22 protein-coding genes and 6 pseudogenes are annotated in these 24,255 nt (G+C 68.6%); 11 read left to right on the plus strand and 17 right to left on the minus strand.

The window, feature by feature from the left end; translation table 11 throughout:
- Window positions 1–124: 124 nt before the first annotated feature.
- Complete coding sequence (gene ubiE / locus AC2W7M_RS00560) at window positions 125–925, plus strand: bifunctional demethylmenaquinone methyltransferase/2-methoxy-6-polyprenyl-1,4-benzoquinol methylase UbiE (RefSeq protein ID WP_486129342.1); 801 nt, start codon at window positions 125–127, stop codon at window positions 923–925.
- 33 nt (window positions 926–958) lie between these two features.
- A pseudogene (ubiB, locus tag AC2W7M_RS00565) lies at window positions 959–2,525 on the plus strand (2-polyprenylphenol 6-hydroxylase).
- Window positions 2,526–2,668: 143 nt separating this feature from the next.
- On the opposite strand, the gene AC2W7M_RS00570 reads toward ubiB, so the two are convergent.
- From AC2W7M_RS00570 to AC2W7M_RS00615, 10 genes and pseudogenes are all read right to left on the minus strand, one after another.
- On the minus strand, window positions 2,669–3,040 hold the full coding sequence (locus AC2W7M_RS00570) for a DUF2019 domain-containing protein (RefSeq protein WP_486129343.1): 372 nt from the start codon (window positions 3,038–3,040) through the stop codon (window positions 2,669–2,671).
- 228 nt (window positions 3,041–3,268) lie between these two features.
- A complete protein-coding gene (locus AC2W7M_RS00575; RefSeq protein WP_486129344.1) occupies window positions 3,269–3,640 on the minus strand; it encodes a DUF2019 domain-containing protein in 372 nt (123 codons plus the stop codon).
- Window positions 3,637–3,828, minus strand: a complete 192-nt coding sequence (locus AC2W7M_RS00580; RefSeq protein WP_486129345.1) for a hypothetical protein — start codon at window positions 3,826–3,828, stop codon at window positions 3,637–3,639. Before AC2W7M_RS00580 ends, AC2W7M_RS00575 begins: the two co-directional genes overlap by 4 nt.
- 39 nt (window positions 3,829–3,867) lie before the next feature.
- Window positions 3,868–4,239, minus strand: coding sequence for a DUF2019 domain-containing protein (locus AC2W7M_RS00585; RefSeq protein WP_486129346.1), 372 nt, complete (start codon window positions 4,237–4,239; stop codon window positions 3,868–3,870).
- Complete coding sequence (locus AC2W7M_RS00590; protein WP_486129347.1) at window positions 4,236–4,811, minus strand: hypothetical protein; 576 nt, start codon at window positions 4,809–4,811, stop codon at window positions 4,236–4,238. The genes AC2W7M_RS00585 and AC2W7M_RS00590 overlap by 4 nt, the downstream gene beginning before the upstream one ends.
- Complete coding sequence (locus AC2W7M_RS00595; protein WP_486129348.1) at window positions 4,798–4,995, minus strand: hypothetical protein; 198 nt, start codon at window positions 4,993–4,995, stop codon at window positions 4,798–4,800. Before AC2W7M_RS00595 ends, AC2W7M_RS00590 begins: the two co-directional genes overlap by 14 nt.
- 208 nt (window positions 4,996–5,203) lie before the next feature.
- Window positions 5,204–7,268 (minus strand): annotated as a pseudogene (locus tag AC2W7M_RS00600) (hypothetical protein).
- Window positions 7,269–7,293: 25 nt separating this feature from the next.
- Window positions 7,294–7,458, minus strand: coding sequence for a hypothetical protein (locus AC2W7M_RS00605; RefSeq protein ID WP_486129349.1), 165 nt, complete (start codon window positions 7,456–7,458; stop codon window positions 7,294–7,296).
- A gap of 134 nt (window positions 7,459–7,592) precedes the next feature.
- Window positions 7,593–7,640, minus strand: a pseudogene (locus tag AC2W7M_RS00610) (hypothetical protein); the annotation flags it as partial.
- 107 nt (window positions 7,641–7,747) lie between these two features.
- Window positions 7,748–8,029 (minus strand): annotated as a pseudogene (locus tag AC2W7M_RS00615) (DUF4159 domain-containing protein); the annotation flags it as partial.
- On the opposite strand from AC2W7M_RS00615, the gene AC2W7M_RS00620 reads away from it, so the two are divergent.
- Window positions 8,019–8,594, plus strand: coding sequence for a hypothetical protein (locus AC2W7M_RS00620; protein ID WP_486129350.1), 576 nt, complete (start codon window positions 8,019–8,021; stop codon window positions 8,592–8,594). The pseudogene AC2W7M_RS00615 and the gene AC2W7M_RS00620 sit on opposite strands and share 11 nt — an antisense overlap.
- Before the next feature lie 114 nt (window positions 8,595–8,708).
- Here AC2W7M_RS00620 and AC2W7M_RS00625 read toward each other — a convergent pair whose 3' ends face one another.
- Both AC2W7M_RS00625 and AC2W7M_RS00630 read right to left on the minus strand, forming a co-directional pair.
- A complete protein-coding gene (locus tag AC2W7M_RS00625; RefSeq protein WP_486129351.1) occupies window positions 8,709–10,100 on the minus strand; it encodes a multicopper oxidase family protein in 1,392 nt (463 codons plus the stop codon).
- A gap of 97 nt (window positions 10,101–10,197) precedes the next feature.
- Window positions 10,198–11,480: pseudogene (locus tag AC2W7M_RS00630) on the minus strand (imelysin family protein).
- A 541-nt stretch (window positions 11,481–12,021) separates the two neighbouring features.
- Here AC2W7M_RS00630 and AC2W7M_RS00635 point away from each other — a divergent pair.
- The 8 genes and pseudogenes from AC2W7M_RS00635 (at window position 12,022) to AC2W7M_RS00670 (ending at window position 19,130) form a co-directional block, all read left to right on the plus strand.
- Window positions 12,022–12,891, plus strand: a complete 870-nt coding sequence (locus AC2W7M_RS00635; protein ID WP_486129352.1) for an FTR1 family iron permease — start codon at window positions 12,022–12,024, stop codon at window positions 12,889–12,891.
- Between the two features lie 351 nt (window positions 12,892–13,242).
- Entirely contained in the window at window positions 13,243–14,067 is an 825-nt protein-coding gene (locus AC2W7M_RS00640; RefSeq protein WP_486129353.1) for an oxidoreductase, read from the plus strand.
- Window positions 14,068–14,078: 11 nt separating this feature from the next.
- Window positions 14,079–14,957 (plus strand): AraC family transcriptional regulator ligand-binding domain-containing protein, encoded by an 879-nt coding sequence (locus AC2W7M_RS00645; protein ID WP_486129354.1) that lies wholly within the window; start codon window positions 14,079–14,081, stop codon window positions 14,955–14,957.
- On the plus strand, window positions 14,851–15,099 hold the full coding sequence (locus AC2W7M_RS00650; protein ID WP_486129355.1) for a helix-turn-helix transcriptional regulator: 249 nt from the start codon (window positions 14,851–14,853) through the stop codon (window positions 15,097–15,099). Before AC2W7M_RS00645 ends, AC2W7M_RS00650 begins: the two co-directional genes overlap by 107 nt.
- Before the next feature lie 542 nt (window positions 15,100–15,641).
- Window positions 15,642–16,124, plus strand: a complete 483-nt coding sequence (locus AC2W7M_RS00655) for a cupin domain-containing protein (RefSeq protein WP_209484994.1) — start codon at window positions 15,642–15,644, stop codon at window positions 16,122–16,124.
- A gap of 91 nt (window positions 16,125–16,215) precedes the next feature.
- Window positions 16,216–16,788: pseudogene (locus AC2W7M_RS00660) on the plus strand (FAD-dependent monooxygenase); the annotation flags it as partial.
- Between the two features lie 37 nt (window positions 16,789–16,825).
- A complete protein-coding gene (locus tag AC2W7M_RS00665; protein ID WP_486129356.1) occupies window positions 16,826–17,878 on the plus strand; it encodes an FAD-dependent monooxygenase in 1,053 nt (350 codons plus the stop codon).
- Window positions 17,868–19,130 carry a phthiocerol/phthiodiolone dimycocerosyl transferase family protein gene (locus tag AC2W7M_RS00670; protein ID WP_486129357.1) on the plus strand — a complete coding sequence of 421 codons (1,263 nt, stop codon included), beginning with the start codon at window positions 17,868–17,870 and terminating at the stop codon, window positions 19,128–19,130. Before AC2W7M_RS00665 ends, AC2W7M_RS00670 begins: the two co-directional genes overlap by 11 nt.
- 36 nt (window positions 19,131–19,166) lie before the next feature.
- Here the strand turns inward: AC2W7M_RS00670 and AC2W7M_RS00675 are convergent, their stop codons facing one another.
- The 5 genes from AC2W7M_RS00675 to AC2W7M_RS00695 form a co-directional block, all read right to left on the minus strand.
- Window positions 19,167–20,861 carry an NAD-dependent malic enzyme gene (locus AC2W7M_RS00675; protein WP_486129358.1) on the minus strand — a complete coding sequence of 565 codons (1,695 nt, stop codon included), beginning with the start codon at window positions 20,859–20,861 and terminating at the stop codon, window positions 19,167–19,169.
- A complete protein-coding gene (locus AC2W7M_RS00680) occupies window positions 20,854–22,089 on the minus strand; it encodes a CocE/NonD family hydrolase C-terminal non-catalytic domain-containing protein (RefSeq protein WP_486129397.1) in 1,236 nt (411 codons plus the stop codon). Before AC2W7M_RS00680 ends, AC2W7M_RS00675 begins: the two co-directional genes overlap by 8 nt.
- Window positions 21,981–22,664: a CocE/NonD family hydrolase gene (locus tag AC2W7M_RS00685; RefSeq protein WP_486129359.1), complete on the minus strand. Its 684-nt coding sequence runs from the start codon at window positions 22,662–22,664 to the stop codon at window positions 21,981–21,983. Before AC2W7M_RS00685 ends, AC2W7M_RS00680 begins: the two co-directional genes overlap by 109 nt.
- 54 nt (window positions 22,665–22,718) lie before the next feature.
- Entirely contained in the window at window positions 22,719–22,886 is a 168-nt protein-coding gene (locus AC2W7M_RS00690) for a hypothetical protein (RefSeq protein WP_486129360.1), read from the minus strand.
- A 295-nt stretch (window positions 22,887–23,181) separates the two neighbouring features.
- Window positions 23,182–23,931 (minus strand): GntR family transcriptional regulator, encoded by a 750-nt coding sequence (locus tag AC2W7M_RS00695; RefSeq protein ID WP_486129361.1) that lies wholly within the window; start codon window positions 23,929–23,931, stop codon window positions 23,182–23,184.
- Between the last annotated feature and the right edge of the window lie 324 nt (window positions 23,932–24,255).

Here is a 24,255-nt window from a genome sequence, read left to right on the forward strand (position 1 = left end):
GCCGTCCCCCGCGGCGCGCTTGTGGCGCGCGCGCCGTCATCCGATAAGGTCCGCCGCCACGACGAACGGATCGCGGCGCCAGGACGGCGCCAAAGGCGGCGCCACGGACGATGACGGACCGACCATGACGGACCCCACCCCCGACACCTTCCCCGACGCGGCCCCGGCCGGCGAGGCGGCCGAGACCCATTTCGGCTACCGCAGCGTGCCGCTCGACGAGAAGCAGGCGCTGGTGGACGACGTGTTCCACAAGGTGGCGCGCCGCTACGACATCATGAACGACCTCATGTCCGGCGGGCTCCACCGGGTGTGGAAGGATGCGCTGCTCTCCAAGGTGCGCCCGCCCCAGAGTGCGCGGCCGTTCCGCCTGCTGGACCTTGCCGGCGGCACCGGGGACGTCTCCTTCCGCGTGGTCGAGGCCGGCGGCCCGGGCACCAGCGCGGTGGTGGCCGACATCAACACCGAGATGCTGGCGGTGGGCCGCGAGCGGGCCGAAAAGCGCGGCCTCGGCGCGCGCGTGGAGTTTGCGGAGGCCAATGCCGAGGCACTGCCCTTCCCCGACCGCAGCTTCGACGCCGTCACCATCGCCTTCGGCATCCGCAACGTGCCGCGCATCCCGGCCGCGCTCGCCGAGATGCGGCGCGTGCTGAAGCCGGGCGGGCGCGCCTTCGTTCTGGAATTCTCCAAGGTGGACGTGCCGGGGCTGGACGCGGTCTACGACGCCTATTCCTTCCGCGTCATCCCGGCGCTCGGGCGCGTGGTGGCGGGCGATGCGGAGCCCTACCAGTATTTGGTGGAATCCATTCGCCGCTTCCCCACCGCCGAGGCGTTCGCGCAGCTGATGCGCACCGCCGGCTTCGCCCGCGTCGACTTCATGCGCATGACCGGCGGCGTGGTCGCCCTCCATTGGGGCTTCCGCATCTGATGGGCGCGAGCTGCCTGCGCGAGGGGGTGCATCGTGATCTTCGTCATCGCCGACGCCGCACGCTTGGCCCGCGCCGGCTACGTGCTGGCGCGCGAGGGCGTGCTCTCGCTGATGCCCATCGAGCCGGCGCCGCCTCTGGCGCGCCCGTTCCTGCGCCTCGCCCGGATCATCGCCCGGCGCGACGCCGGCAGCCGCGCGGCGCGCTTCTCGGCGGCCCTGTCGCGGCTGGGCCCCTCTTATGTGAAGCTCGGCCAGTTCCTCGCCACCGGCCGGACGTGGTGGGTGCCGCGGTGGCGCGGGACCTGGAGGTTCTGCAGGACCGCATGCCGGTGTTCGGCCAGGACGTGGCCGAGGCCACGGTCGCCGCCGCCTTCGAGCGGCGCTGAACGCGGTGTTCCCGGTGTTCGGCCCGGCGGTCGCCGCCGCCTCCATCGCCGAGGTGCACAAGGCGGTGGCGGTCGAGGAGGACGGCACGCGCCGGGACGTGGCGGTGAAGATCCTGCGCCCGGGCATCGAGCGCCGCTTCGGCGCCGACATGGCGAGCTTCCGCCGCCTCGCCCATTTTGCCGAGGAGAACTTCCCCGAGGCCCGGCGCCTCCGTCTGGAAGCGGTGGTGGAGACGCTCGCCCGCTCGGTCTCCATGGAGATGGACCTGCGGCTTGAGGCGGCCGCTTATGCGGAACTGGCGGAGAACACCCAGGAGGACGCGGAAATCCACGTGCCGCGCGTGGACTGGAACCGGTCCGGCCGCGAGGTGCTCACCACCGAGTGGATCGACGGCATCAAGCTCTCCGACAAGGACGCGCTGGTGGCGGCGGGGCATGACCTCAAGGCCATCGCCCGCATCGTCATGCAGTCCTTCCTGCGCCAGGCCATGCGCGACGGCTTCTTCCACGCCGACATGCATCCGGGGAATCTGTTCGTTGATTCCCAGGGCCGGCTCGTGGTGGTGGATTGCGGCATCATGGGAAGGCTCGGGCTCAAGGAGCGGCGCTTTCTGGCCGAGATCCTGTACGGCTTCATCACCCGCAACTGGCGCCGCACCGCCGAGGTGCATTTCGAGGCCGGCTACGTGCCGGCGCACCATTCGGTGGACGACTTCGCGCTCGCCATCCGCGCCATCGGCGAGCCGATCCATTCGCGCCGGGCCGATCAGATCTCCATGGCGCGCCTCTTGGCGCTGCTGCTGGAGGTGACGGCGCTGTTCGACATGCGCACCCGGCCCGAATTGATCCTCTTGCAGAAGACCATGGTGGTGGTGGAGGGCGTCGCCCGCTCGCTCGATCCCAAGCTCGACATGTGGAGCACCTCCGCCCCGGTGGTGGAGGAGTGGATCGCCTCCAATCTCGGCCCGGTGGGGCGCCTTCAGCAGGCGGGCGCCGGCATCGGCGAGATGGGCCGCTTCGCCGCCGACATCCCGGTCCTCCTGTCGCGCACCGCCCGCGTGGTGGAGCAGATGGACGAGGCGACCCGCGACGGCCTGCATTTGTCGCCCGCGACCCTCGACGGGATCGGCCGCGCCGAGGCGCGGCGCGCCTTCTGGGGCAATCTCGCGCTGTGGGCTATCGCCGCCGGGCTGCTGCTGAACTGGCTGCGGTGATTCCGGGCTGCGGACGGCATTCCGGCCGGTCGCTGGAGACTCAGGCGGCCGTGTCGCTGCGGCCGGTGCGGCGGGGACCAACTCTCGTGCCGCAGCCTCTTCGAACGAAGGGGCGCCGCCACGGTCCGGGCGGGCGGCGTGCCTCAAGTCGGCTTGAAGATGCCCTGGTCCAGGGCCGACAGGCACATGCCGGCATCGGAGGCCTGGGGCGTGTGGGTGATCCGGGTCAGGGCCTCCAGCGTGGCGCGCGCGGCCTCCGGCGCCACCGCGAGGGTGGACTTCGCGGCGCGCAGGCGCACCTCCAGATTGGTGTGCTGAAGCAGCGGCACGAGGGCGCTGCGCTTGTCGCCGGGCATGGCCTTCAGCCGGTTCCGCACCTCGTCCATCTGTCCGTAGAGCTTGTTGAATCGCCTGCTGTCGAAATCAATATTTGCTTCTTCCTGCTCGAGCGCGATGGTGACGAAGAGCGCCACAAGCTCCTCCACGCTGGAAGTGGGTGGAATGCGGGATTTCATGGCTTGAGAACTCCCTCCTTAATAAGCTTGTCGCGACCTACGCGGACGCGCGTGTCCCAGTCCTTTCCCCGTAGATAGTCCCGGGGCGATTGGCCCCCAAACTGCCTATTGCGCGTCGCATACCATCTGGTGATCTCCCAATGCTTGAGGCGGGAGATCCGCACCCGGTTCTCCGGCGCCTCGATCATCTCGTCCGGGAAAGCCGTCCGCCCGGGCGGGCGGCGCGCTTCAGGTCGGCTTGAAGATGCCCTGGTCCAAGGCGCGCAAGCACATGCCGGCGTCCAAAGCCTGGCGCGTGTGCATGATCTTTCGGAGCGCTTCCAGGGTGGCGCGCGCCGCCTCTGGCGCCACTGCAAGGGTAGACTTCGCGGCGCGCAGGCGTACTTCCAGATTGGGGTGCTGAAGCAGAGGGATGAGGGCGCTGCGCTTGTCGCCAGGCATGGCCTTCAGCCGGTTCCGCACCTCGTCCATCTGTCCGTAAAGCTTGTTGAAGCGCCTGCTGTCGAAGTCGATATTCGCTTCTTCCTGTTCGAGCGCGATCGCGACGAAAAGGGCCACAAGCTCCTCAACGCTTGGATTTTGTGGGATGCGGGATTTCATGGCTTGAGAACTCCCAGGTCGATAAGTGCCTCTCGGCCCACGCGCGTGCGCGTTTCCCAGTCCTTTCCCCGTAGATAGTCCCGCGGCGATTGACCGCCGTACTCTTCATTGCGCGTCGCATACCAGCTGTTGATCTCCCAATGCTTGAGGCGGGAGATCCGCACCCGGTTTTCCGGCGCCTCGATCATCTCGTCCGAGAAGCCGTCCGCCCGGGCGGGCGGCGCGCTTCAGGTGGGCTTGAAGATGCCTTCGTCGAGGGCCCACAGGCACATGCCGGCATCGCCGGCCTGAGGCGTGTGGGTGATTTTCGTGAGAGCCTCGAGCGCGGCCCGCGCCGCCTCTGGCGCCACCGCGAGGGTGGACTTCGCGGCCCGCAGGCGCACTTCCAGATTGGGGTGCTGAAGCAGCGGCACGAGGGCGCTGCGCTTGTCGCCGGGCATGGCTTTGAGCCGGTTCTTCACCTCGTCCATCTGCCCGTAAAGCTTGTTGAAGCGCCTGGTGTCGAAGTTGATGTTGGCCTCTTCCTGTTCGAGTGCGATCGCAACGAAGAGAGTCACAAGCTCCTCGACGCTGGGATGGGGCGGGATGCGGGATTTCATGGCTTGAGAATTCCCTCTTTGATCAGCCTTTCTCGACCTACGCGCACGCGCGTGTCCCAGTCCTTTCCCCGCAGATAGTCCCGGGGGGATTGGTCCCCAAACTGCTCATTGCGCGTCGCATACCATCTGGTGATCTCCCAATGCTTGAGGCGGGAGATCCGCACCCGGTTCTCCGGCGCCTCGATCATCTCGTCCGGGAAGCCATCCGCCCGGGCGGGGCTCTGCTCGACGATATGATGCACATCCGTGCCCGGTTGGGGAGTGGAAACGGCGCTCTGCAACTCATGCAGCGGCGCCGGCTCGGCGAGATAGGCTTCGATCCAGGGATAGTACTGGTAGATCCAATAGGCGGCTTCGGCGGCGATCAGCACGCCGGCGAGCGGCGTTGCCCGCAGCCCTATCCGCGCCGCCCATAGCGCCACGCGGACCACGGCCCGCAACTGCGCGCGCTGGGATGAGGGCCGCGTCGGGATCTCCGGCGGCTCCTCCATGGGCGGGCCACCATTGTCGCCGATCCGCGGCAGCGGGGTGATGGTGAGGCGCAGCCGCGACGAGCCGTCATCGCCGGCCATCGGCCCCGCCCGACCCGGGTGCCCACTCCCCGCCGTCAGGATTGCCGGCCGGCACGCGGGGCTGGGCGGGATTGAAGTTCGCCTTGGCAAGCAGGCGCTGGAGCGCCAGCCCCTTGACGATGACCCTGAGGCCCGCCAGCTCGCAGCGCAGCGCGAGGATTTCGCCGAGAGGGGTCTGATCCATGATCCGTTCCGACCTTCCGTTGGCGGAAGGATGCGGCCGGCGCAGGGGTGCGGGGATAAGTGGCGATCGCCCGAAGGCGGCAGCGGGCCACGCTCCCGAAGCTGCTCTATGAATAAAATCCTATTTCTGAATGGCCTTCTCGCGCGGCAAAAAAATCGGCGCCCCGTTCTCTCGGGCACCGATCTGTCCCCTGCTGCGCCGGGGGTCCCTACCGCCCCTCGCGCACCCAGGCGGCGGCGAGAGCGCCGAGGATGAGCAGCAGGCCGGAGAGGCCCGCGAACAGCGGGAACAGGCCGATGCCGCGCACCACCGACACGTCGCGGGTGCGCAGGCCCATCCAGTCCTCGCCGGCGAGGCGCTCGCCCGAGGAGACGCGCACCACCCGCGGCACCGTGCCGGAGAGGTCGGCGAGCCGCCATACGCCGCCGCCCGTGGCGGTGGCGATGGGCGCCACCACGTCGCGCGTGCTGGTGACCTCGGCGAACTCCTTCGGGTTCAGCGGGCCGATATTGGCGAGCGCGGTGAGGCGCCCGTTGGCGGCGCGCCACAGGCCGAGTTCGTCGGCCGGTGTGGTGGCGCGCCACAGACCGGGCTCGGCCTGGGCAAGGGCGAGGTTGCGCACCGCGCCGGAGGGCGTGGTGACGGTGGCGGCGGGCACGCTGTCGCCCATGGTCTGGCGCTCGACCACGAGGTCGCGGCCTTGGACGGTGAGCCTGAGGCGCTCCTCCTCCAGGTCCGGCTCCTTCATCAGCCAGTGCGAGAGCCGGCGCAGCAGGTCGATGTGCGGGCCGCCGCCCTCATAGCCGCGCGCCCACAGCCAGATATGGTCCGACAGCAGCAGCGCCACGCGCCCCTCGCCCACGCGGTCGATCTGCAGCACCGACTTGTCGCCCGGCGCGCCGAGCAGGCTGGTGCCGGAGCGCGCCTTGGTGTCGATCACCCGGAAGAAGCGGCTCCAGTGGGGCGGATCGCTTTCCGAGCCGGCAAAGCGCGCGTCACGGGGTGACGCTTGCCGGGCTCGGTCAGGCGCGCGTGGTAGGGCGCGAGCGTCTGCTCGCCCGACGGCACCGAGGGCAGGATCTCGTCCAGCGGCGTGTTGGCGAGCGAGCCGGTGTCGATGAAGTCGGTGCCCGCCGCCACCAGCACCGCGCCGCCGGCGCGCACGTAGCGCACGATGTTGTCGAAATAGACCTGCGGCAGCACGCCCTGCTGGGCGTAGCGGTCGAAGATGATGAGGTCGAAATCCTTGATCTTGGTCTGGAACAGCTCGCGCGTCGGGAAGGCGATGAGCGAGAGCTCGTTGATCGGCGTGCCGTCCTGCTTCTCCGGCGGGCGCAGGATGGTGAAGTGGACGAGGTCCACGTTGGCGTCGCTCTTCAGGAGATTGCGCCAGGTGCGCTCGCCGGCATTGGGCTCGCCGGAGACCAGCAGCACCTTCAGCTTGTCGCGCACGCCGTCGATCGAGACGGCGGTGCGGTTGTTGACCAGCGTCAGCTCGCCGTCGAGCGGCGGTACCTCGAACTCGACGATGTTGGCGCCCGCATGGGTCACCGCCACGTCGATGGAGGTGCTCTGGCCGGCGGTGACGATGGGCCGGGCGATCACCTCGCCGTCGCGCCGCACGGTGACGCCCACGCGGGCGCCGGCCGGCGCGCCCTCGTCGGTGACGCGGAAGGTGATGGACTGGTTCTGGCCGACGATGCCGAAGCGCGGCGTCTTCTCAAGGGCGATGCGGCGGTCGCGCTCGCCCGGCCGGCCGGAGATCAGCGCATGGACCGGCGCGGTGAAGCCGAGCTGCGCGGCATTGTCCGGCACGTCGTGGACGCGGCCGTCGGTGATCAGCACGGCGCCCGCCACCCGCTCCGGCGGCACGTCGGCGAGGCCGGCGGAGAGGGCCGAGAACAGGCGCGTGCCGTCCTGGTCGCCGTCGCCGCATCGGCGACGATGGTGCGCACCTCGAGACCCGGCACCCGGTCGAGCCGCTCCTTCAGCGCCGCGCGGGCGGCCTCGGTCTGGGCGGTGCGGTCGCCGAAGGACTGGCTGGCGCTCTCGTCCACCACCACCGCCACCACCGAGGTGAGCGGCTCGCGCTCCTCGCGGGTGAGGGACGGGTTGGCGAGCGCGATCAGCCCCACCGCCAGCGCCAGCGCGCGCAGCGCGCTGCCGCGGGTGCGGGAGAACAGCAGCAGTCCGGCGAGCAGCGCAGCGGCGACGGCGAGGCCGATCAGCAGCGGCAGCGGCACCAGAGGGGAAAAGGCGAGGCCGTAGGTCATGGGGCGGAAGCCGGGGTGCGGGCGCTCATTGGCCGAGGCGCTCCAGGAGGGCGGGCACGTGCACCTGGTCGGCCTTGTAATTGCCGGTGAGCACGTACATCACCATGTTGGCGCCGGCGCGGAAGGCGAACTCGCGCTGGCGCGGCTCGCCGGGGGTGAGCGGCAGCAGCGCCTCGCCGCCCTTGCCCACCGCCCACGCGCCGGCGAGGTCGTTGCCGGTGATGATGGACCGGGAGACGCCGCGCGCCGCCGGCGGCGGTCGCTCTCGTCGCCCTGGGGCAGCGCCTCCACCCAGGTGGTGCCGCCGGTGAAGCGGCCGGGGAAGTCCTTCAGCAGATAGAAGGCCTTGGTGAGCACGTGCTCGCGCGGCACCGGGGCCAGCTCGGGGACGTCGAGGCCGGACAGGATCGCGGCGCAGCTTTGGCGGCGGCCGGCGTCAGCGGCGCGCCGGGGCCGCCGGTGCTCTCGATGGCGTCGCGGGTGTCGAAGATCACCGTGCCGCCCTGCTTCATATAGGCATCAAGCCTCGCGAGCGTCGCCGGCGGCGGCACCGGCGCGTCGGCCAGCACCGGCCAGTAGATCAGCGGGAAGAAGGACAGCTCGTCCCGGGCGAGGTCGATGCCCATGGCCGCGCCGGGCTGGAGCGCCGTGCGCTGGCCGAGATAGGCGGACAGCCCGTCGAGGCCGGCGCGGGAGATGTCGTCCACCTCGCTCCGGCCGGTGGTGACATAAGCAAGGTGGGTCTGGCGCGTGGCGGTCACGGCGAAGGTGTCGTCGGCCCGCGCCGCGTGCGGCAGGAGCGCGGTGCCGAGCGTCGCCGCCCCCCACCCCCAGCATCACGGCGAGGCCCGCCGCCGCCGCCCGCCGCCCGCGCAGGCGCGACAGGCCGCCGGAGAGATAGAGCACCGCCAGGGCATCGAGCAGCAGCAGCACCATGGCCGCCAGCAGGACCGCCCCGCGCAGGTCGCGCGGCTCGCTCTGCTTGAGCTGTTCCACGCGCCCGCCCAGCGCCGAGAGGTCGAGCGCCTTCGGCCGGTCGTCGGGCCTGAGCGCATTGATCGCCAGGAGGCCGTCCGGCGGGCCGTAAAAGCCCGGCGGGTGCTCGGCACTGGCGATCCCGGCGAAGTTGCGGGGATCGCCCGCGCCGTCCGGGGCGCCGATCATCAGCACCACGCCGCGCCCTTTCCAGATGGCCGTCCGCATCGAAGCGGGGCGGCGGCGCGGGGCGCCCCGCGGATGGCAGGAGGCACAGGAGCGGGCGTCGAACAGCGGGCCGAGCCCGTCGTCGCCCCGCGTCGAGGCGGCGCCGGCACCCAGGGCGCTTGAACAGGGCCTTGCCGATCTTGATGTCGAGCGCGTCCAGCACCTCCTGCGCGGCGGCCGGCGGCGCCGAAAGGAGAAGGCCGAGCGCGAACCCGGCGGCGATGAGGCGCCGCGTCCTCATGCCACCCTGAACCAGCCCATGAGGCCGGAATCCATGTGCTCCAGGATGTGGCAGTGGAACACCCAATTGCCGCTGGTCGCCTTGAAGGCGATCTCCACGCTTTCGTTGGGCTCCACCAGCACGGTGTCGGCGAGATATTGCGGCATCTTCTTCCGCGACGAGGAGAGCACGCGGAAGATGTGGCCGTGCAGGTGCATGGGGTGGGGGTGCTTGGTGACGTTCGAGATCGACAGGATGTAGCTCTGCCCGTCCTTGAGCGTCTCCAGCGGCGGCGGCAGGCGCAGGTCCGCCCCCGCGCCCCAGGAATTGCGGCTGATGGCCCAGAAGGTCCTGTCGCCGACGCACACCGATTCGATCAGCGCCTTGGCGAGCGGGTCGTCGGGCGGCAGCGGCGGGGCGACGGCGATGGCGCCGGCCGAAGTCTGCACCAGGAAGTCGAACCGCTGCGCCCGCTTGAGGTCCGGCATCGGCACCTCTTTGGCGATGGGCAGGGCCAGCGGCTTGAACGGGCGCTTCTTCTTTCCCCGGTCTTCGGCCACGAGGGTGGTGAGAAGATAGGGCTCGGCGGTGCGGTAGTCGTAGATCTTCACCTCGCCGCCTGGCCCCGGCATGCGCACATGCACGTCGAGCCGCTGGGCCGGACCCATGCGCCAGATGCCGTCCGGCAGCGTGTCGAGCAGGATCGGCGGGATCGCCTGGCCGTCGCAGGCGAGGATGGCCGCATCCTCGGTGTCGCAGCCGAAATCGATCACGCGCGTGGAATCGGCGACGATGGTGCGCACCCGCACGTCGCCAAAAGCCGGGGCCGCGATGCGCGGCGGCACCACTTGGCCGTTGGTGGCGCGCACGGTGCCGAAGGTGCCGGCGGTGGAGGCGCCCTCATCCGTGAACATCTCCAGGAACTGGCCGTCCTCGCCGAGGCGCCAGTCCTTCACCACGATCACGTGCTCGAGGTCGAACGGCACCCTGGCCTCGGCCGGGTCGTCCACCAGCAGCAGCGCCACCAGGCCGCGGCCCACCTGGCCGGTCTCGTCGCAATGGGGGTGGAAGAAATAGAAGCCGGGATCGGGCAGCGGCACGTCATAGGCGAAGGCGGCGCCGGGCGGGATCGGCTCCTGGGTGATGGGCGCGACCCCGTCGGAGAGATAGGGCACGCGCACGCCATGCCAGTGCACCGTGGTGGCGCTCGGCAGCCGGTTGGTGAAGTCCACCCGAAGGCGCGTGCCGCGCGGCGCCCGCAGGCGCATCAAGGGCGTGCCGTTATAGGCGCAGAAATGGCGCGTGACGGGCTTGTCCGGCCCCAGCAGCGGCACGTCCATCTCTGCGGCGGACAGTGTGAGATGCCGCACCGGGGCGTCGGCGGGCAGGGTGTCGACGGCGGGCGGCATCGGTCCCGCGGCGGAGGGGGAGAGCGCCAGCGTTCCCGCTGCCGCCCCCCCGAGGATCAGACCCCGCCGCGTGATCATCCGCGCACCCCCGCCGGCCTCACTTCTTCTCGACCTTGGACGGATCGTCGAGGCTGTCGGAACCCTCCATCTTGATCTGGAGCTTGAGCGCCGCGACGCCCCGCTCGATGGCATGGGCCTGGGCCACCAGAGCGTCGACGCCGTCCTGGATCAGCTTGTTGCCGGCCGCGTTCCCCTCGGCCAGCATCATGTCGTAATACATCTCGCCGCTGTCGCCCAAGTCCTTGATCTTCTTGAGCGCAGCCAGCGCCGCGTCGGACTTGGCGTCGATCTCGTCGGCGATCTTCGGGTCGGCGGCGCGCACCAGGTCGGCGACGGACGGGCCGGTCACTTCGGTGCCGTCCGCCTTCTTGTAGCGGCCGTAATAGACGTCGCGGATGCCCACCTCGTCGAAATAGTGCGAGTTGTGGGTGTTGTCGGAGAAGCAGTCGTGCTCCTCCTCGGGGTCGTGCAGGATGAGGCCGAGCTTCATGCGCTCGCCCGCCAGCTCTCCGTAGGACAGCGAGCCGATGCCGGTGAAGATCACCGCGAGGCCGGCCTTGTCCTTCTTCTTGAGCAAAGCGGCGCGGGCCTTGCCCTTCGGGCCCCAGCCTTGGCCATCTCGTCGAGGTCGGCCACCAGCGTGTCGGTGGCGACCTTCAGGAACTGGGCGCGGCGCTCGCAATTGCCGTGCGTGCAGTTCTTGGTGTCGTAGTCGGTGTAGGGCCGCTCGCCGGCACCCTTCTCGGTGCCGTGCAGGTCCTGGCCCCAGAGCAGGAACTCGATGGCGTGCCAGCCGCTCGTCACGTTGGCCTCGACCCCGCCGGCCGAGTTGAGGTCGTGCAGCAGCTTGGAGGTGATCTTCGTGACGTCGATGGTCTTCTTGCCGACGCGGATCGACTTCGAGGCGATGATGTTGGCGTTGTAGAGCGGGTTCTCGTCCGAGGTCTCGCCATAGGACTTCTTGTCCACATAGTCGATCAGACCCTCGTCAAGCGGCCAGGCGTTCACGTTGCCCTCCCACTCGTCGACGATGGGGTTGCCGAAGCGGAACGCCTCGGTCTGCTGGTAGGGCTCGCGCGCCTTGCGCCAGGCCTCGCGCGCGGCGGTCTGGGTCGCGGCGCTCGGCGCGGCGATGAAGGCGTCCACCTTCGCCTGGAGGTCCTTGGCGGCGGCCGTGGAGCCTTCGTACATGACCTGCGCCAGGTCGGCATAGTGGACGATCACGTCGCGCGGCTTCGGCGCCGCGGCGGCGGCTGGGCCGCTGAGCGCCGAAGCGCCGATCGCTGCGGCAAGGGCGCCAATGATGATGTGGACGCGCATCGACCGGTCTCCTCGAAAATGGCGCGTTTGCGAAACGATGGGCGCAATCTGCCCGCGCCGCGACCTTAGGGAGAGGCCCCCAGCCCGGCAAGGCGCGCAAACAAGAATAGAATTGTTCTATGGTTTGAATTCACCGCGCCATGCCTGCATTCAGAAGAAGAAGTCGGCCGGTGTGCGCCGCCTGTGGCAAATGATCGTGGCCCGAGCGCGCCGTGCCCATTTGCGATCGGCGCGGCTTTTTTCGGTTGCAGGCGTATGCGGGATGCGGATTTGGCGTAGAGGCACGCATTTGCGCTGTGTGAGGCGCTATAAACTGGAATTATTCCAAATCTAATAGGCCGCCCTGCCGATGACAGGCCGGGGCCGCCAGTGTAGGACTCGTCAAGGGCACGCGACGTTCCGCGTGATGCCGCAAGGTCAATTTTATCTCCGATCTGTTTTTCGTCAGGCGGAAGTGAGTATTCCGCCGCTCCCGGGCGAGTTCATGTTCCGGCACGGTTCGCCGGTCCGCCCGTGGGGGTGCGTCGCGAGGGTTCGTGCCATGCTTGCCGCGTTGCTGATCGTGTTCCGGGAGGTGCTGGAGGCCGGGCTTGTGGTGGGCGTCGTGCTCGCCGCCACCGAGGGCATCCGCGGTCGCGGCCTCTACATCACCGGCGGCCTCGTCGCGGGCGTGCTGGGCTCCGGGCTTTTGGCGCTGTTCGCCGACCAGATCTCCGGCCTGTTCGAGGGCTCCGGCCAGGACGTGCTGAACGCCGCGATCCTTTCGGTGGCGGTGGTGATGCTGGTGTGGACCGTGGTCTGGATGGCGAGCCACGGGCGCGAGATGGTGGCCGAGATGAAGGCCGTCGGCCGCGACGTGAAGGAGGGCCGCAAGCCGCTCACCGCGCTCGCCGTGGTGGTGGGCATGGCGGTGCTGCGCGAGGGCGTGGAGATCGTGCTGTTCATGTACGGCATCGTCGCCACCGGCGCCGAGACGCCGCAGGACGTGGCGCTGGGCGCCGCCCTGGGGCTCGCCGGCGGGGCTCTGGTGTCGTTCGTGCTCTATCGCGGCCTGGTGGCGATCCCGCTCAAGCACCTGTTCAAGGTCACGACCATCCTCATCACCCTGCTGGCGGCGGGCCTCGCCGCACAGGTGGTGGGCATCCTTCAGGATGCCGGCTTCATCCAGTCGCTCGCCGACCCGCTGTGGAATTCGAGCTGGCTGCTGGCCGACGACAGCGCGGCGGGCCGCGTGCTGCGCACGCTCGTCGGCTACCGCGCCGAGCCCACGGGCATGCAGCTCATCGCCTATATCCTGACGGTGGACGTGATCGTGGTGCTCTCGCGCCTGGTCAATGGCCGCATCGCCAAGTCCAAGCCGCAGGCGGCCAAGCCGGCGGAGACCGAGCCGGCAGGCACGCCCGCCACCTGAGCGAACGCAGCCCGCCGCCCGCTCTGAGTCAATCCTTGATATTATGGGGATAGAATCCCCATAAAATTGGTGTTTGGCTTCGGGATCCATCGGCCATCCGCTTTTCGATCGGCCACTTGATGTCCTTGCCGGAACGCTGTTCTTGCCGATCGGAATGGACCGTCATGTCCCGGCAATTTCGCCTAAGGCAAGCGAAGCGCTGCTGAACCGGTGTTGGGCACCGAACCGCCACTGCGGCCTGTCGCGTTCGGTCTGCGACTTGGCGCCTTCTGCAGGCTGCATGGCGGGTTTTGCCGCTGAGGCGCATTTTGGCGCGGCCTACCTTGTGATCGTTCACAAGGAGAACAGGCCATGACCCCCAACACCAAGACGGCCCTCGTCACCGGCGCCTCCTCAGGCCTGGGCAAGGAGATCGCGAAACGCCTCATCCGCGACGGCTATCACGTCTATGTGGCGGCCCGCCAAGTGGAGAAGATGCGGGATCTGGAGGCGCTGGGCGCGCAGGCGCTGAAAATGGACATCACCGTCGCGCCCGAAGTCGAGGCGGCGGTCGCCCAAATCCTCTCCGCGCGTGGCGGGGTTGACGTGCTGGTGAACAATGCCGGCTTCGGCCTTTACGGACCGATGGAAGAGATCGGCATGGACGAGGCGCGCTATCAGTTTGAGGTCAATGTTTTCGGCCCGGCCCGCCTGACCCAGCTTTTGCTGCCCGCCATGCGCGCCAAGGGGGCCGGCAAGATCGTCGTCATCAGCTCGATGGGTGGCAAAATCTACACGCCGCTCGGGAGCTGGTATCACGCGACCAAGCACGCGCTGGAAGGCTGGTCCGACTGCCTGCGCCTCGAACTCGCGCCGCTCGGCATCGACGTCATCATCATCGAGCCCGGCATCATCGAGACGGGCTTTGGCGATGTCGTTGCGCAAGGCCTCGTGACGCGCTCGGGAACGGGGCCCTATGCCAAGCTGACCAACGCCGTGGCCGCAGCGACGCGCGCGAGCTACGGTAACAACCGGGCCTCGCCGCCGAAGCTGATTGCCGATGTGGTCGGCAAGGCGGTGGCCGCGCGTCGTCCGCGGACCCGCTATGTGGCGGGCAAGTTCGGCTCTCTGATTGCGCTGCGCTCCTGGCTGGGCGATCGCGCCTTTGATCGCATCATCATGAGCCAGGTCGGCTGAAGGGGAGCGCGATGTCCAGACAGATGGCCGATCGCATCAAGGTCCCGTCCGCCTTCTGGCGGATTTTGGAGGCCCGGGGCATTCCCGCTTCGGCGCTGATCCGGCAGGCGCGATTGCCCGCGATCGCCCAGATGCCGGGGCACATGCTGACCACCGACCAGTATTTCGCTCTCCTGCGTGCGCTCGAAACACTCGATCTGGAGCCCGCGCTCGGGATCACGCTCATCCGCGACGCCGACACGTCCATCCACCCACCGCCGAGCCTTTGCGCCTTCTATGCGCGAGACCTGCGCGACGGCATCGAGCGGCTCGTGCGGTACAAGCGCCTCTGCACGCCGGCCGTATGGACCATGAGCGAGGTGGGACGCCAGTGCGTGATCGACCTGAATTGGGTCCATGCGAGCGGGCCGGAGCCGGCCATCAGCGTCGATGTCGCCTTCGCCACGATCGTCGAACTCGCGCGTCGCGCGACGGGCCATGGCGTCAATCCGCTGCGCGTGGAGTATCGCCGATCGGGTCCGCATGACGAACGCTATCGCGCCTACTTCAAAGCTCCCGTCATGTTCGGCGCCGACGCCGACCGCCTGATCCTGGATGCGCTCGATCTGGATCGGCCCTTCCCCGGCCATAACCCGGAGCTGATCGCCATGATGACGCCGGTTCTCGGCGCGGCGCTTCAGGAATTGGACCACCAGGCGGACATCGCCTGCCTGGTCGTCTCTTCGCTGAAGCGCAGCCTGCCCAGCGCGGCCGGAGCTGAAGCATGTCGCGCGCGACCTCGGGATGAGCGAGCGTACCCTGCAGCGGCGGATCACCGAAGCCGGGACCAGCTTCCGCGATCTGCTTGCCGAGGCGCGGCGAGATTTGTCGCAAACGCTGCTTGCCAATGACGCAGTGCAGATCGACGAGATCGCCTTTCTGCTGGGCTATCACGACTCCAGTTCGTTCCACCGCGCTTTCCGCGATTGGGAAGGTGTTTCTCCCCGACGCTGGAGGGAGTGCAATGCCAGGCGCGAGGCTGCTTCAAGTTAAGCGCCCCTTCGCGAGACGTTGTCCCCCAGTCCAGCCTGCTCACCACCGCTCCGGGCCTCGAAGTCGACCCGTTCGATGGCGCGAACGCGATTGCGGGTCCGATACGGTCGTTCGTCTCGCCCTAAGTTTGGGCGCCTCAGGCCCGCCAGACGGAGGCCCATGGGGAACGGCTCAACATCTGATCGCTGCTGGCGCGGACCTCCTCACCTCGACGGTGCGGATCTGTACCGAGCTTGATCTGTTCGGCCTCGGCCCCGGTGGCGCCGATGGTCGCGGACGGTTCGACGCCGGAACGCCGAGAGACGACAGGGCGCATCACCAGTTCTGTCGATGCGCCCCGAGCGCGGTGGAGATAAGTCCCTGGCACCGGGTCCGCAAAGGGGGCCTCAGTGCGGGCCGCGGCCTTCGTGGCCCGGCGACGGCGCATCCCCGCCTTCCTCGGCCTGCGCGAAGGCGCTAACGGCCTGCCGCAGCCCACCGCCGAGATTTGGCTGTTCGAGGAAGAAAACTAGGATCAGGATCGCAGCCCCAAGGAGCTCCCCATGCCCATATCCTTCCTGCATTCCAAGGGAACCGAAGCGCCCATCAAGATCCCCGCCATCGGGCTCGACCTGTTCGTGCGCATGCCGCCGGCGGCGAGCTCGGGCGAGTTCTGCTTCATCGAGACCATCAATGCGCCGGGCGCGGGTCCCCCCCGGCATCGCCACCGCGAAGCGGAGATCTTCCGGGTCATCGAGGGCCGGTATCTCTATGAGGCGGACGGCCAGCGCTTCTATGCCGAAGCGGGCGACGTGGTGAGCATTCCCGGCGGGGTCGAGCACGGCTTCTGCAATGTCACCGACAAGCCCGCGCGCCAATACATCCTGATGGCTCCGGCGCTTGATGCGGCTGCCTTCTTCACCGAGCTGGCCGGCGTGATGCACGACGGCATCCCCGACCAGGCGGCGCTCAATGCCTTCGGGCTGAAGTGGCACGTGGAATTCCTCGGGCCGCCCGTCAACCGGAACGACCAGCCCACGGACTGAGGCGGCCTCATCGGCACGGCCGCCATCGACGCAAGATCGACAGGCTCGTCCCGCCGGGCGGGCCGAATCACACCATCAGGGGGAGGACAGAATGAAGGAGCAGGTGCTCATCGCCGGTGCGGGGCCGGTCGGCCTGACAATGGCCCTGGAACTGGCCCGCTACGGCGTCCCGGTGCGGATCATCGACAAGATCCCCGAGGCGACCCACACGTCCCGGGCCGTCGCGGTGTGGCCGCGCACGCTGGAGCTGCTCGACCGCTCCGGGGCGGCGGCGGACATCATCGCCATGGGCAACAAGGTCACCGTTGCCAACATCCTGTCGGGTGGCCGTCCGGTGGCCGCGCTGTCGCTCGACCAGATTCCCTCGCCGTATCCGTTCGCGCTGATGGTGCCGCAGTATGACACCGAAGCCGTGTTGCGCCGTCACCTCGCAGCTCACGGCGTCACGCCCGACCTCGGCGTCGAGCTTCTCGGTTTCGAGCAGGACGAGAATGGCCTCTCCGCCCGCCTGCGGGAGCCCGACGGCACGGAGCGCACCGAGCCATATGCCTATCTGGTGGCCTGCGACGGCGCGCACAGCGTCGTGCGCCATCACCTCGGCCTCGACTTTGAGGGCGACACCCTCGGCCTCGACTGGACGCAGGGCGACTTTCACCTGAGCGGATATCCTTTCCCCTCCTCGCAGTTGGCCATCTTCTGGCATGAGGACGGGCCGCTGCTGTTCTTCCCCATGGCGCCCGACCGCGCGCGCGTCATCACCAGTCTCGGCCCCTCGACCGCAACGCCGCCGGTCGCGCTCGACCAGGAGGCGTTCCAGAAGATGGTGGACGCCCGGGGCCCGGGGCATCACCCTCACCGGGACGGAGTGGGTGAGCGCCTTCCGCATCAACGAGCGGCAGGTGGAGACCTATCGGTCCGGGCGGGTCTTCCTCGCCGGCGATGCCGCCCACATCCACAGCCCGGCGGGCGGGCAGGGCATGAACACCGGCATGCAGGACGCCATCAATCTGGCGTGGAAGCTGGCCCTCGTGATCCGCGGCCTCGCCGGCGCGCCGGCGCTGCTGGAGAGCTATGATCTGGAACGCCGCCCGGTCGGCGCGCTGGTGATCGCGGCCTCGGGTCGCATGACCCGTATCGGCACGCTCGCCGACCACACCCTGCAGCATGTGCGCGACTTCGTCGCCCATATCCTGATGGGGCTGTCGCCGGTGCAGCGGGCCATCACCGGGCTGATGGCGGAAGTCTCCATCGGCTATCCGGACAGCCCGCTCAACGGCCCGTCCCAGGGCGACGCGAAGGCCGGCGCGCGGGTGCGGCCGGAGGCGGGGGAAGTGCCTTTCGGTGCGGGCGAGACGCCGCTGTTCACCGCGTGCGGCGCAAGCGGGGCGGCCGAACTCGCCGCGCGCTTTCCCCGGCTCGTGGCGGCGGCGCCGCCTCGGTCCGACGCCGGAGAATTCCTCTCGCTGGTCGCCGGACGGCTACCTTCGCAGCCGAGGTGGAGGATGCGGACTGGCAGGCGCTCGTGCCCTATTTCCAGCGGATCGTGGCGGAGCGCTGACCGACCGGCGCGTGAAGCCATCCCCGAATGGCCGCGGCAGGGATCGTCCGCTTCGCAGGTGAAGAACCTGCGATGCCGTGCCTGCCCGATACGCAAGAGCTTGACCTGCTGGCCGCTGGCGCCCGGATCGCCCGAGCGGCCCCCGACCTGCGTGTTTCGATCCGACCTCTTTGAAGGAGCCGCACATGCCCAATGATCTCAGTGAAGCGACGCCGGGCGGACTGGGCCCGGCGGGTCGGCGCGTATACCGGGAAGCCTCGCCCACGGAATTGATCTACATCGCCACGCGCATGATCGTCGTGAGCCGCAGCAGCATCTCAGGCACGATCGGCAGGGCGCAGTTCGAGGCGGCCGTCGCGCAGCTCGAAGCACGATATGGAATCCTGCGCGCGGTGGTCGAGGACGGGCATTTCGTGGAGCGGTCCGATGACCGATCGGCGGTCGAGGCCTGGTTGCCCGCCGCCGGCTGCTCCGCCGAGACCCTGTACGCCCAGCTGCTGAACGCCGACCTCGACACGTCAAAGACGCTCTATGCCATCCACGTCATCGCCGCCGATGACGCGCTCGATGTCTTCATGCTCACGTCCCATGCGATCACCGACGCGACCTCGCTGATCGAGCTGCATTCCTGTCTCGCTCACATGTGCGACTGCGTCGTGCGCGGCGCGGCGCCGGCCCTCGGCGCGCAGCCGTTCCCGACCCCGGTCGACGACGCCGTGAGCCGCAGCCTGGCGGCGCTTGGAACGGATGTGGCGGCTTCTTCCTATTCCGGGGTGTTCGCCGAGATTCCCATGCCCGCCCCCCATGATGGCGGCCCGGTGACCCATCGGCTCGAACGCGTCGTGATCGGGGCGGACGCGATGCATCGGATCAAGGCGGCGAGCCATGCAACCGGCTCTTCCGTGCACGCGCTCCTGCTGGCCGCGTTCGCGCTCGCCATAGGTGACGTCGCGGACGGGCACCCGCGCCGGATTCTCATGCGATCATCGGTGGACATGCGCCGGCGGCTCGAGCCCCACGTTTCCCCCGAACTGGTCTTCACCGCCATCACCGGTCACATCACGCCCGTCCCCGACCTCGACCGGCCCATGATCGAGATCGCCCGTTTCATCTTCGATGATATTCATGAAGGGCTGGCCAACGGCAGCATCTTTCACGACTACATCAATTATCCGCGCGCATTCGGCAGCCCACAGCAGGCGCCGGTCGCCATCAATGTCTCCGACATCCAGACGGTGCAGTTTCACTGGCCTCTCGAGCGGCTGGCCGTGACCGGTTTTGAGTATGCCTTGGGCTGGATGAAGAAGTTCCCCAATGTCTCCGTATCGGTCTATGACGGCACGCTGATCGCCAACATCGTCTATGTGGAAGAGTTCGCCGCTCCGGCAACGATCCGCGCCATCTCGGACGGCTTTGTCAGGCGGCTCGATTCGGTTTGCGCACAATAGAAGTCCTGCGCCGACGCGGCGGCGCGGGTGCGGCGGTCATGTCCCCTTTGCGGTGAGCGGGACGTAACGCGGCGTCCAGACCTTGGCGCGGATGCGCTGCTGAATCTGATCGACCGCGACGTTCGGTGCGGCGCCCTCCCGGTGCGCCTGCATCGCGACCGCGAGGGCGACCTCGGCCGCCACCTCGCGCAGGGCGCTCACCGGGGGCAGAAGATTGTGCTTCGGATTGAGGCGCGCCGGCGAGGCCTCCGCCAGCGCCTTCGCCGCCGCCATGAACATGCCGTCCGTCACGCGGCGCGCGCCGACCGCCAGAACGCCGAGGCCGACGCCGGGAAAGATGTAGGAATTGTTGGTCTGGTCCACCTTGGAGCGGGTGCCGTCGCGCAGGAGCGGAGGAAACGGGCTGCCGACACCCACAAGAGCCCGCCCCTCGGACCAGGCTTCGACATCCGCCGGCGTCGCTTCCGCGCGCGAGGTCGGGTTCGACAGCGGAAAGATCACCGGCCGCGCGTTGCACGCGGCCATGGCGCGGACCACCGGCTCGCCGAAGGCGCCCGCCTGGCCGGAGACGCCGATCAGCACGGTCGGCCGGGCATTGCGCACCACGTCGAGGAGCGCGATCTGGTCGGGATGGTCGAGCGTCCAGCCTTCGATCGCCCGCCGGCTCTGCACGAAGGGGGTCTGGAACGGCGCAAGACCCGGCATGCCGTCCATCAGCAGCCCGTCCCGATCGACCATGAAGAAGCGCTGTGACGCCTCGCTGTCCGACAGGCCGGCATCGCACATGGCGGAGCGGATGAGGCCGGCGATCCCGCAGCCGGCCGAGCCGGCGCCGAACACCGCCACCCGCTGCTCGGTCAGCGGCACGCCAGTGACAGTGATGGCCGCCAGCAAGGTGCCGGTCGCCACCGCCGCCGTGCCCTGGACATCGTCGTTGAAGGTGCAGAGCCGGTCGCGATAGCGCTCCAGCAGGCGCGTCGCATTGCCCTTGGCGAAATCCTCCCATTGCAGGAGCACGTTGGGCCAGCGCCGGATGACGGCTGAGACGAAGGCCTCGACGAAGTCGTCATAGTCCTGCCCCCGCACCCGCTCGTGGCGCCAGCCCACATAGAGCGGATCGGCGAGGCAGTCGGCATTGTCGGTCCCCACATCGAGCAGGATCGGCAGGGTGGTGGCGGGATGCAGGCCGCCGCAGCCGGAATAGAGCGCAAGCTTGCCGATGGGGATGCCCATGCCGCCCGCCCCCTGGTCTCCCAGCCCCAGGATGCGCTCGCCATCGGTCACGACGATCGCCTCCACCGCGTTGAAGCGCGGCTGCGCGAAGATTTGGTCGAGCCGCTCCGCGTGGGGAATGCTCAGGAAGAGGCCCCGCGGCTTGTGATAGAGGCGGCTGAACTGCTGGCAGCCGGCGCCGACGGTCGGCGTGTAGACGATGGGGAGCAGCTCTTCCAGGTTCCCGACCAGCGTCGCGTAGAACAGGGTTTCGTTGATGTCCTGCAACTCGCGCAGGAAGGCATAGCGTTCGAGATCGGTCTCGAACTGGCGCAGCGACTGGAGCGCGCGGGAGATCTGCTCGTCCAGGGTCGCGACATGGGGCGGCAGCAATCCGTGCAGATGGAAGGCGTCGCGCTCGTCCTCGGAGAAGGCCGTGCCCTTGTTGAGCTGGGGGTCGGCCAGCAGTTCGTACCCGCTCAGAGCGGTGGTTATCGGCGCGACGGTTGGATCAAACATGAAGATCGCTCCTGGCATCGCCCGCCCGAGCGAGCTCGATGTAGGTGTCCGGTCCGTAATGGAGGGTGTTGCGCGCGTAATAGGGCGGCACCTGCATGTCGAACTGCGCATGCCCGTGGCTCACGTCGCTGCGCAGGAGATCGGTGCGGCTGGCGATGTCGAGGCGCAGCCGCTCGCCCTTCCTCAGCACCACGGGCTGCGGCGTGAGGCTGAAGCGCAGGGTCACCGGCATGCCGGGCACGAGCGGCTCGGGCTCATCGATGTCGATGGCGATCTCGGTCGCGGTGGAGCGCGCCGCGTCGATCCTGCGGCAGGCAGGGCGGATCGCGCCCATGGACAGGATCTGGCAGGCGCCGTCGGCCGAGACGAGGCTGGTGCGGGCGACCACGTAGGAATCGATCTCGTTGCAGCTGAAGGAGAGGCTCAGGGTGATGGGGCCGGTCAGCTCCATCTCCTCATCCACGGGCATCTCGAAGGTGAGGCGCTGGGTCTCCACCTCCTCGAAGCCCGCCGTGACAATGGCGCCGAGCGGCACCGCCGCCCATCGGTTGGACCCGGCCGCCCCCGGGGCGCGGTGAAGGCAGTGCGTGTCGGCATCCGCGCCGCCGGAGGCCGGGTAGAGCCGGAGCGGCGTGCTGCCGGGCAGCGGCCAGTCGGGTGCGCTGCGAAAGTCCTTCGCCCCCTCCGTCCAGTATCGCACCCGCGGCTGCGCGGCATAGCCGTTGTCCGCGCCGTAGACGAGATGGTCGAAGAAGGCGAGCGCCTCCATCTGCCAGGCATAGACGGGCAGGTCGTAGGTCGCCGGTCCGACGATGAGCCAGCGGTGATCCTTCGGCGTGCCGGCATTCTCGAACAGATCGTAGGCGCCGAACTGGTGCAGGTTGAGATAGCCCGTATTCTGCACCACCACGAACGGCACCTCGATGTCGGCAAGCGCGCCGGATGGGCCGGCCGGCAGCACGCTCGTCGCCCGCGTCTTGCCGTCGAGCATGAGACCGGCGAACAGGCGGCGCGTCTGGGGCGCCGGCACCTCCCGCTCGAAGGTCCTCATGATCCGCGTCATGCGCTTCTTCAGCTGCGGCCACCACACATGCTTCAGGGGCGAGTTGGTGATGTGGCTCACCGCCGCGCGCAGCAGCGGCGGCACGCGCAGCCTGAACTGCAGGGGCGTGAAGTTCGCGCCCATCCAGAGCGCGAAGAAATCGGGCTGCGGCGCGCCGCCGAACATGGCGATGTGGCGGAAGAAATCGTGCACATCTCGTTGGTGAAGAAGCCCTTCAAGGCCGGCGGTCGAAGCCGCGCCACCTGCGGCTGGGTCAGCCCGTAATAGGACGTGCCGAACAGCACCACCTGCCCGTCGCACCAGGGCTGCGCGGCCGCCCATTGGATGACCTTGGCGTGGTCCTCGACGTCCGTGTCGTTGAGATAGACGGCGTCGGCGCCGCCCGAGCGGCCCATGCCGCGGCGGGTGACGATCACATGGGCATAGCCGCGATCGGTGAAGACCGGCGGGCTGCCGGTCTCGTTGTTGCCGGTGGGCGCGCCGGCGGCCTGCAGTTCCTTGGAATAGGCGGCGAAGGCGATGACCGCCGGATAGCGGCCGGGTGCCTTTGGCACGTAGACGTCGGCGGCGAGCGCGATGGATGGCGCCACCTCGACCATCTGGTCGGCGAGGACGCGGCAGCCGAGGCCCGACTTCGCCCCGGGTCCCGGCGTCCAGCCGGCGAGCTGCGCGCCGAACAGGCCGCCCTTCGGCGCGATGAGATTGTCCCAGAAGCCCGGCTTCCCGGTCTTGGCCGTCATGTGCGTTCCCCCCCGGTTCCGCGCCAGCCGCGCCAGGTCGCGGCACGGGGCGTTCTACAATTGCGAGACGTCGAGGCCGGTCTTCTTCTGCTCCGCCAGCCGCATCTCCCGCACCACCCATTTCTGCGTGTCATCCGGAATGAAAAAGCCGCCGATGCCGGACGAAAAGAGCAGATCGAAGACCCGTTCCGTCACTTCGGTCAGCGCCTGTTCCAGGTCCATCGGGCGGTCCCGCTGTCGGCCGGCCAATGCGGCTGCTGACACGGATCGATGGGCTCAGCCTATTTGGATGCCCGCTGTGCAGCATCGCCACAAGTGGTGATGCCGCGCATTCTCATGGCGCCCCATTGTCCCTGACGCGGCCCATTCCTGGGGCCGTACCGAGCGGGGGGACGAACGCGCGGGCGTGCTTTATCCGGCCGGCCGAGCCTCCGGGGGCGCGAGACCCCCTCGGGCTGTCGCCGCGATGGAACCGCTCATGGCAGAACGGCCGGGCCTGGCCGACCGGCGCCCGTTCTCAGGCCCGTGTCCCGCTCGTCTCTCGCCTGCTCTTCAGCAGCGCCTCCATGAAGATAGGCTCCCAGGTGAGGATGTGATTCCGCATGAGCTCCCGGATGCCGTCCACGTTGCCCGCCTCGGCGAGGGCGGTCAGCTGATAATGCTCGCCCACAGATGCGGCCTGCCGCTCGAGCCCCGCGCGCGAGGAGATGCCGTGGAGACGCATCTTGTCGCGCAGGCCCATGGCCATCTCCGTGAGCAGCGCATTCTCGGCCGCGCCGATGAAGGCCATGTGGAAATTGCGGTCGTTCTCCAGGTAGCCGTAGAGATCGTCATTCTCCACGGCCGCACGGATCGCGTCGGCGAGGCCGGTGAGCTGCTCGATGAGCTTCTTTTTCTTCCGCGGCTTGAGGGCGAACAGTTCGGCGGCATGCACCTCGAGCAGGCTGCGCATGTCGAACAGATTGCGCAGATCGTCCACCGTCGGCTCCACGACCTTGAACCCGCGATTGCGCATGGGCTCGATGAGGCCGGTCCGTGCCAACTCCAGCAGCGCTTCCCGCACGGGCGTCGTGGACATGCCGAGGTCGGCCGCCAGGGTCGGCACCGAGTACATCTTACCCGGGCCGCTTTGTCCCGAAATGATCTCCGACCTCACCTGCCGCAGCACCTGTTCACGCAAATTCGGATCCATTACCCGCCCGCAGTTGGTGCCCCGGAGGCACAATTGGTAGCGCTCTACAATAATGCGGCACTGTTCGCCGCGCAAGCAACGCAAACGGCGACGGCGCCTGAAATGGCGCGGAAATTCGGCACTTTGGTCCCTGCATAAACTTTGCGCTTGCCGCTGGTGACGCGCCCATATAAAACGTGACGTGTGACGCGCTACTGTAGTGCAGGATATGCACCATGGATGCGCCTCCTCAAGTGATGGCCAAAGGCGCGGGCCATGGCGACGGCGGGCTATCCGGCCGATCCCGGCGGAATGTCGCGCTCGCTGCGGCCGCGGCCTGACAACCGGCGCCGGGGAACGGCGCGCCTTTCCACCACCGGCCGAAGCGCGGAGACACGCGCGTGGCCTGCGTCAATCCAG

The sequence above is a fragment of the Xanthobacter sp. BG11Y11_SDJG genome (assembly GCF_057364445.1).

Coding starts and splice junctions, on each gene's coding strand:
- ubiE (WP_486129342.1), top strand. CDS start 125: ATGACGGACCCCACCCCCGACACCTTCCCCGACGCGGCCCCGGCCGGC.
- AC2W7M_RS00570 (WP_486129343.1), bottom strand. CDS start 3,040: ATGAAATCCCGCATTCCACCCACTTCCAGCGTGGAGGAGCTTGTGGCG.
- AC2W7M_RS00575 (WP_486129344.1), bottom strand. CDS start 3,640: ATGAAATCCCGCATCCCACAAAATCCAAGCGTTGAGGAGCTTGTGGCC.
- AC2W7M_RS00580 (WP_486129345.1), bottom strand. CDS start 3,828: ATGATCGAGGCGCCGGAAAACCGGGTGCGGATCTCCCGCCTCAAGCAT.
- AC2W7M_RS00585 (WP_486129346.1), bottom strand. CDS start 4,239: ATGAAATCCCGCATCCCGCCCCATCCCAGCGTCGAGGAGCTTGTGACT.
- AC2W7M_RS00590 (WP_486129347.1), bottom strand. CDS start 4,811: ATGGCCGGCGATGACGGCTCGTCGCGGCTGCGCCTCACCATCACCCCG.
- AC2W7M_RS00595 (WP_486129348.1), bottom strand. CDS start 4,995: ATGGATCAGACCCCTCTCGGCGAAATCCTCGCGCTGCGCTGCGAGCTG.
- AC2W7M_RS00625 (WP_486129351.1), bottom strand. CDS start 10,100: ATGCCGCCCGCCGTCGACACCCTGCCCGCCGACGCCCCGGTGCGGCAT.
- AC2W7M_RS00635 (WP_486129352.1), top strand. CDS start 12,022: ATGCTTGCCGCGTTGCTGATCGTGTTCCGGGAGGTGCTGGAGGCCGGG.
- AC2W7M_RS00640 (WP_486129353.1), top strand. CDS start 13,243: ATGACCCCCAACACCAAGACGGCCCTCGTCACCGGCGCCTCCTCAGGC.
- AC2W7M_RS00645 (WP_486129354.1), top strand. CDS start 14,079: ATGTCCAGACAGATGGCCGATCGCATCAAGGTCCCGTCCGCCTTCTGG.
- AC2W7M_RS00650 (WP_486129355.1), top strand. CDS start 14,851: ATGAGCGAGCGTACCCTGCAGCGGCGGATCACCGAAGCCGGGACCAGC.
- AC2W7M_RS00655 (WP_209484994.1), top strand. CDS start 15,642: ATGCCCATATCCTTCCTGCATTCCAAGGGAACCGAAGCGCCCATCAAG.
- AC2W7M_RS00665 (WP_486129356.1), top strand. CDS start 16,826: ATGAGGACGGGCCGCTGCTGTTCTTCCCCATGGCGCCCGACCGCGCGC.
- AC2W7M_RS00670 (WP_486129357.1), top strand. CDS start 17,868: ATGCCCAATGATCTCAGTGAAGCGACGCCGGGCGGACTGGGCCCGGCG.
- AC2W7M_RS00675 (WP_486129358.1), bottom strand. CDS start 20,861: ATGTTTGATCCAACCGTCGCGCCGATAACCACCGCTCTGAGCGGGTAC.
- AC2W7M_RS00680 (WP_486129397.1), bottom strand. CDS start 22,089: ATGTTCGGCGGCGCGCCGCAGCCCGATTTCTTCGCGCTCTGGATGGGC.
- AC2W7M_RS00685 (WP_486129359.1), bottom strand. CDS start 22,664: ATGACGGCCAAGACCGGGAAGCCGGGCTTCTGGGACAATCTCATCGCG.
- AC2W7M_RS00690 (WP_486129360.1), bottom strand. CDS start 22,886: ATGGACCTGGAACAGGCGCTGACCGAAGTGACGGAACGGGTCTTCGAT.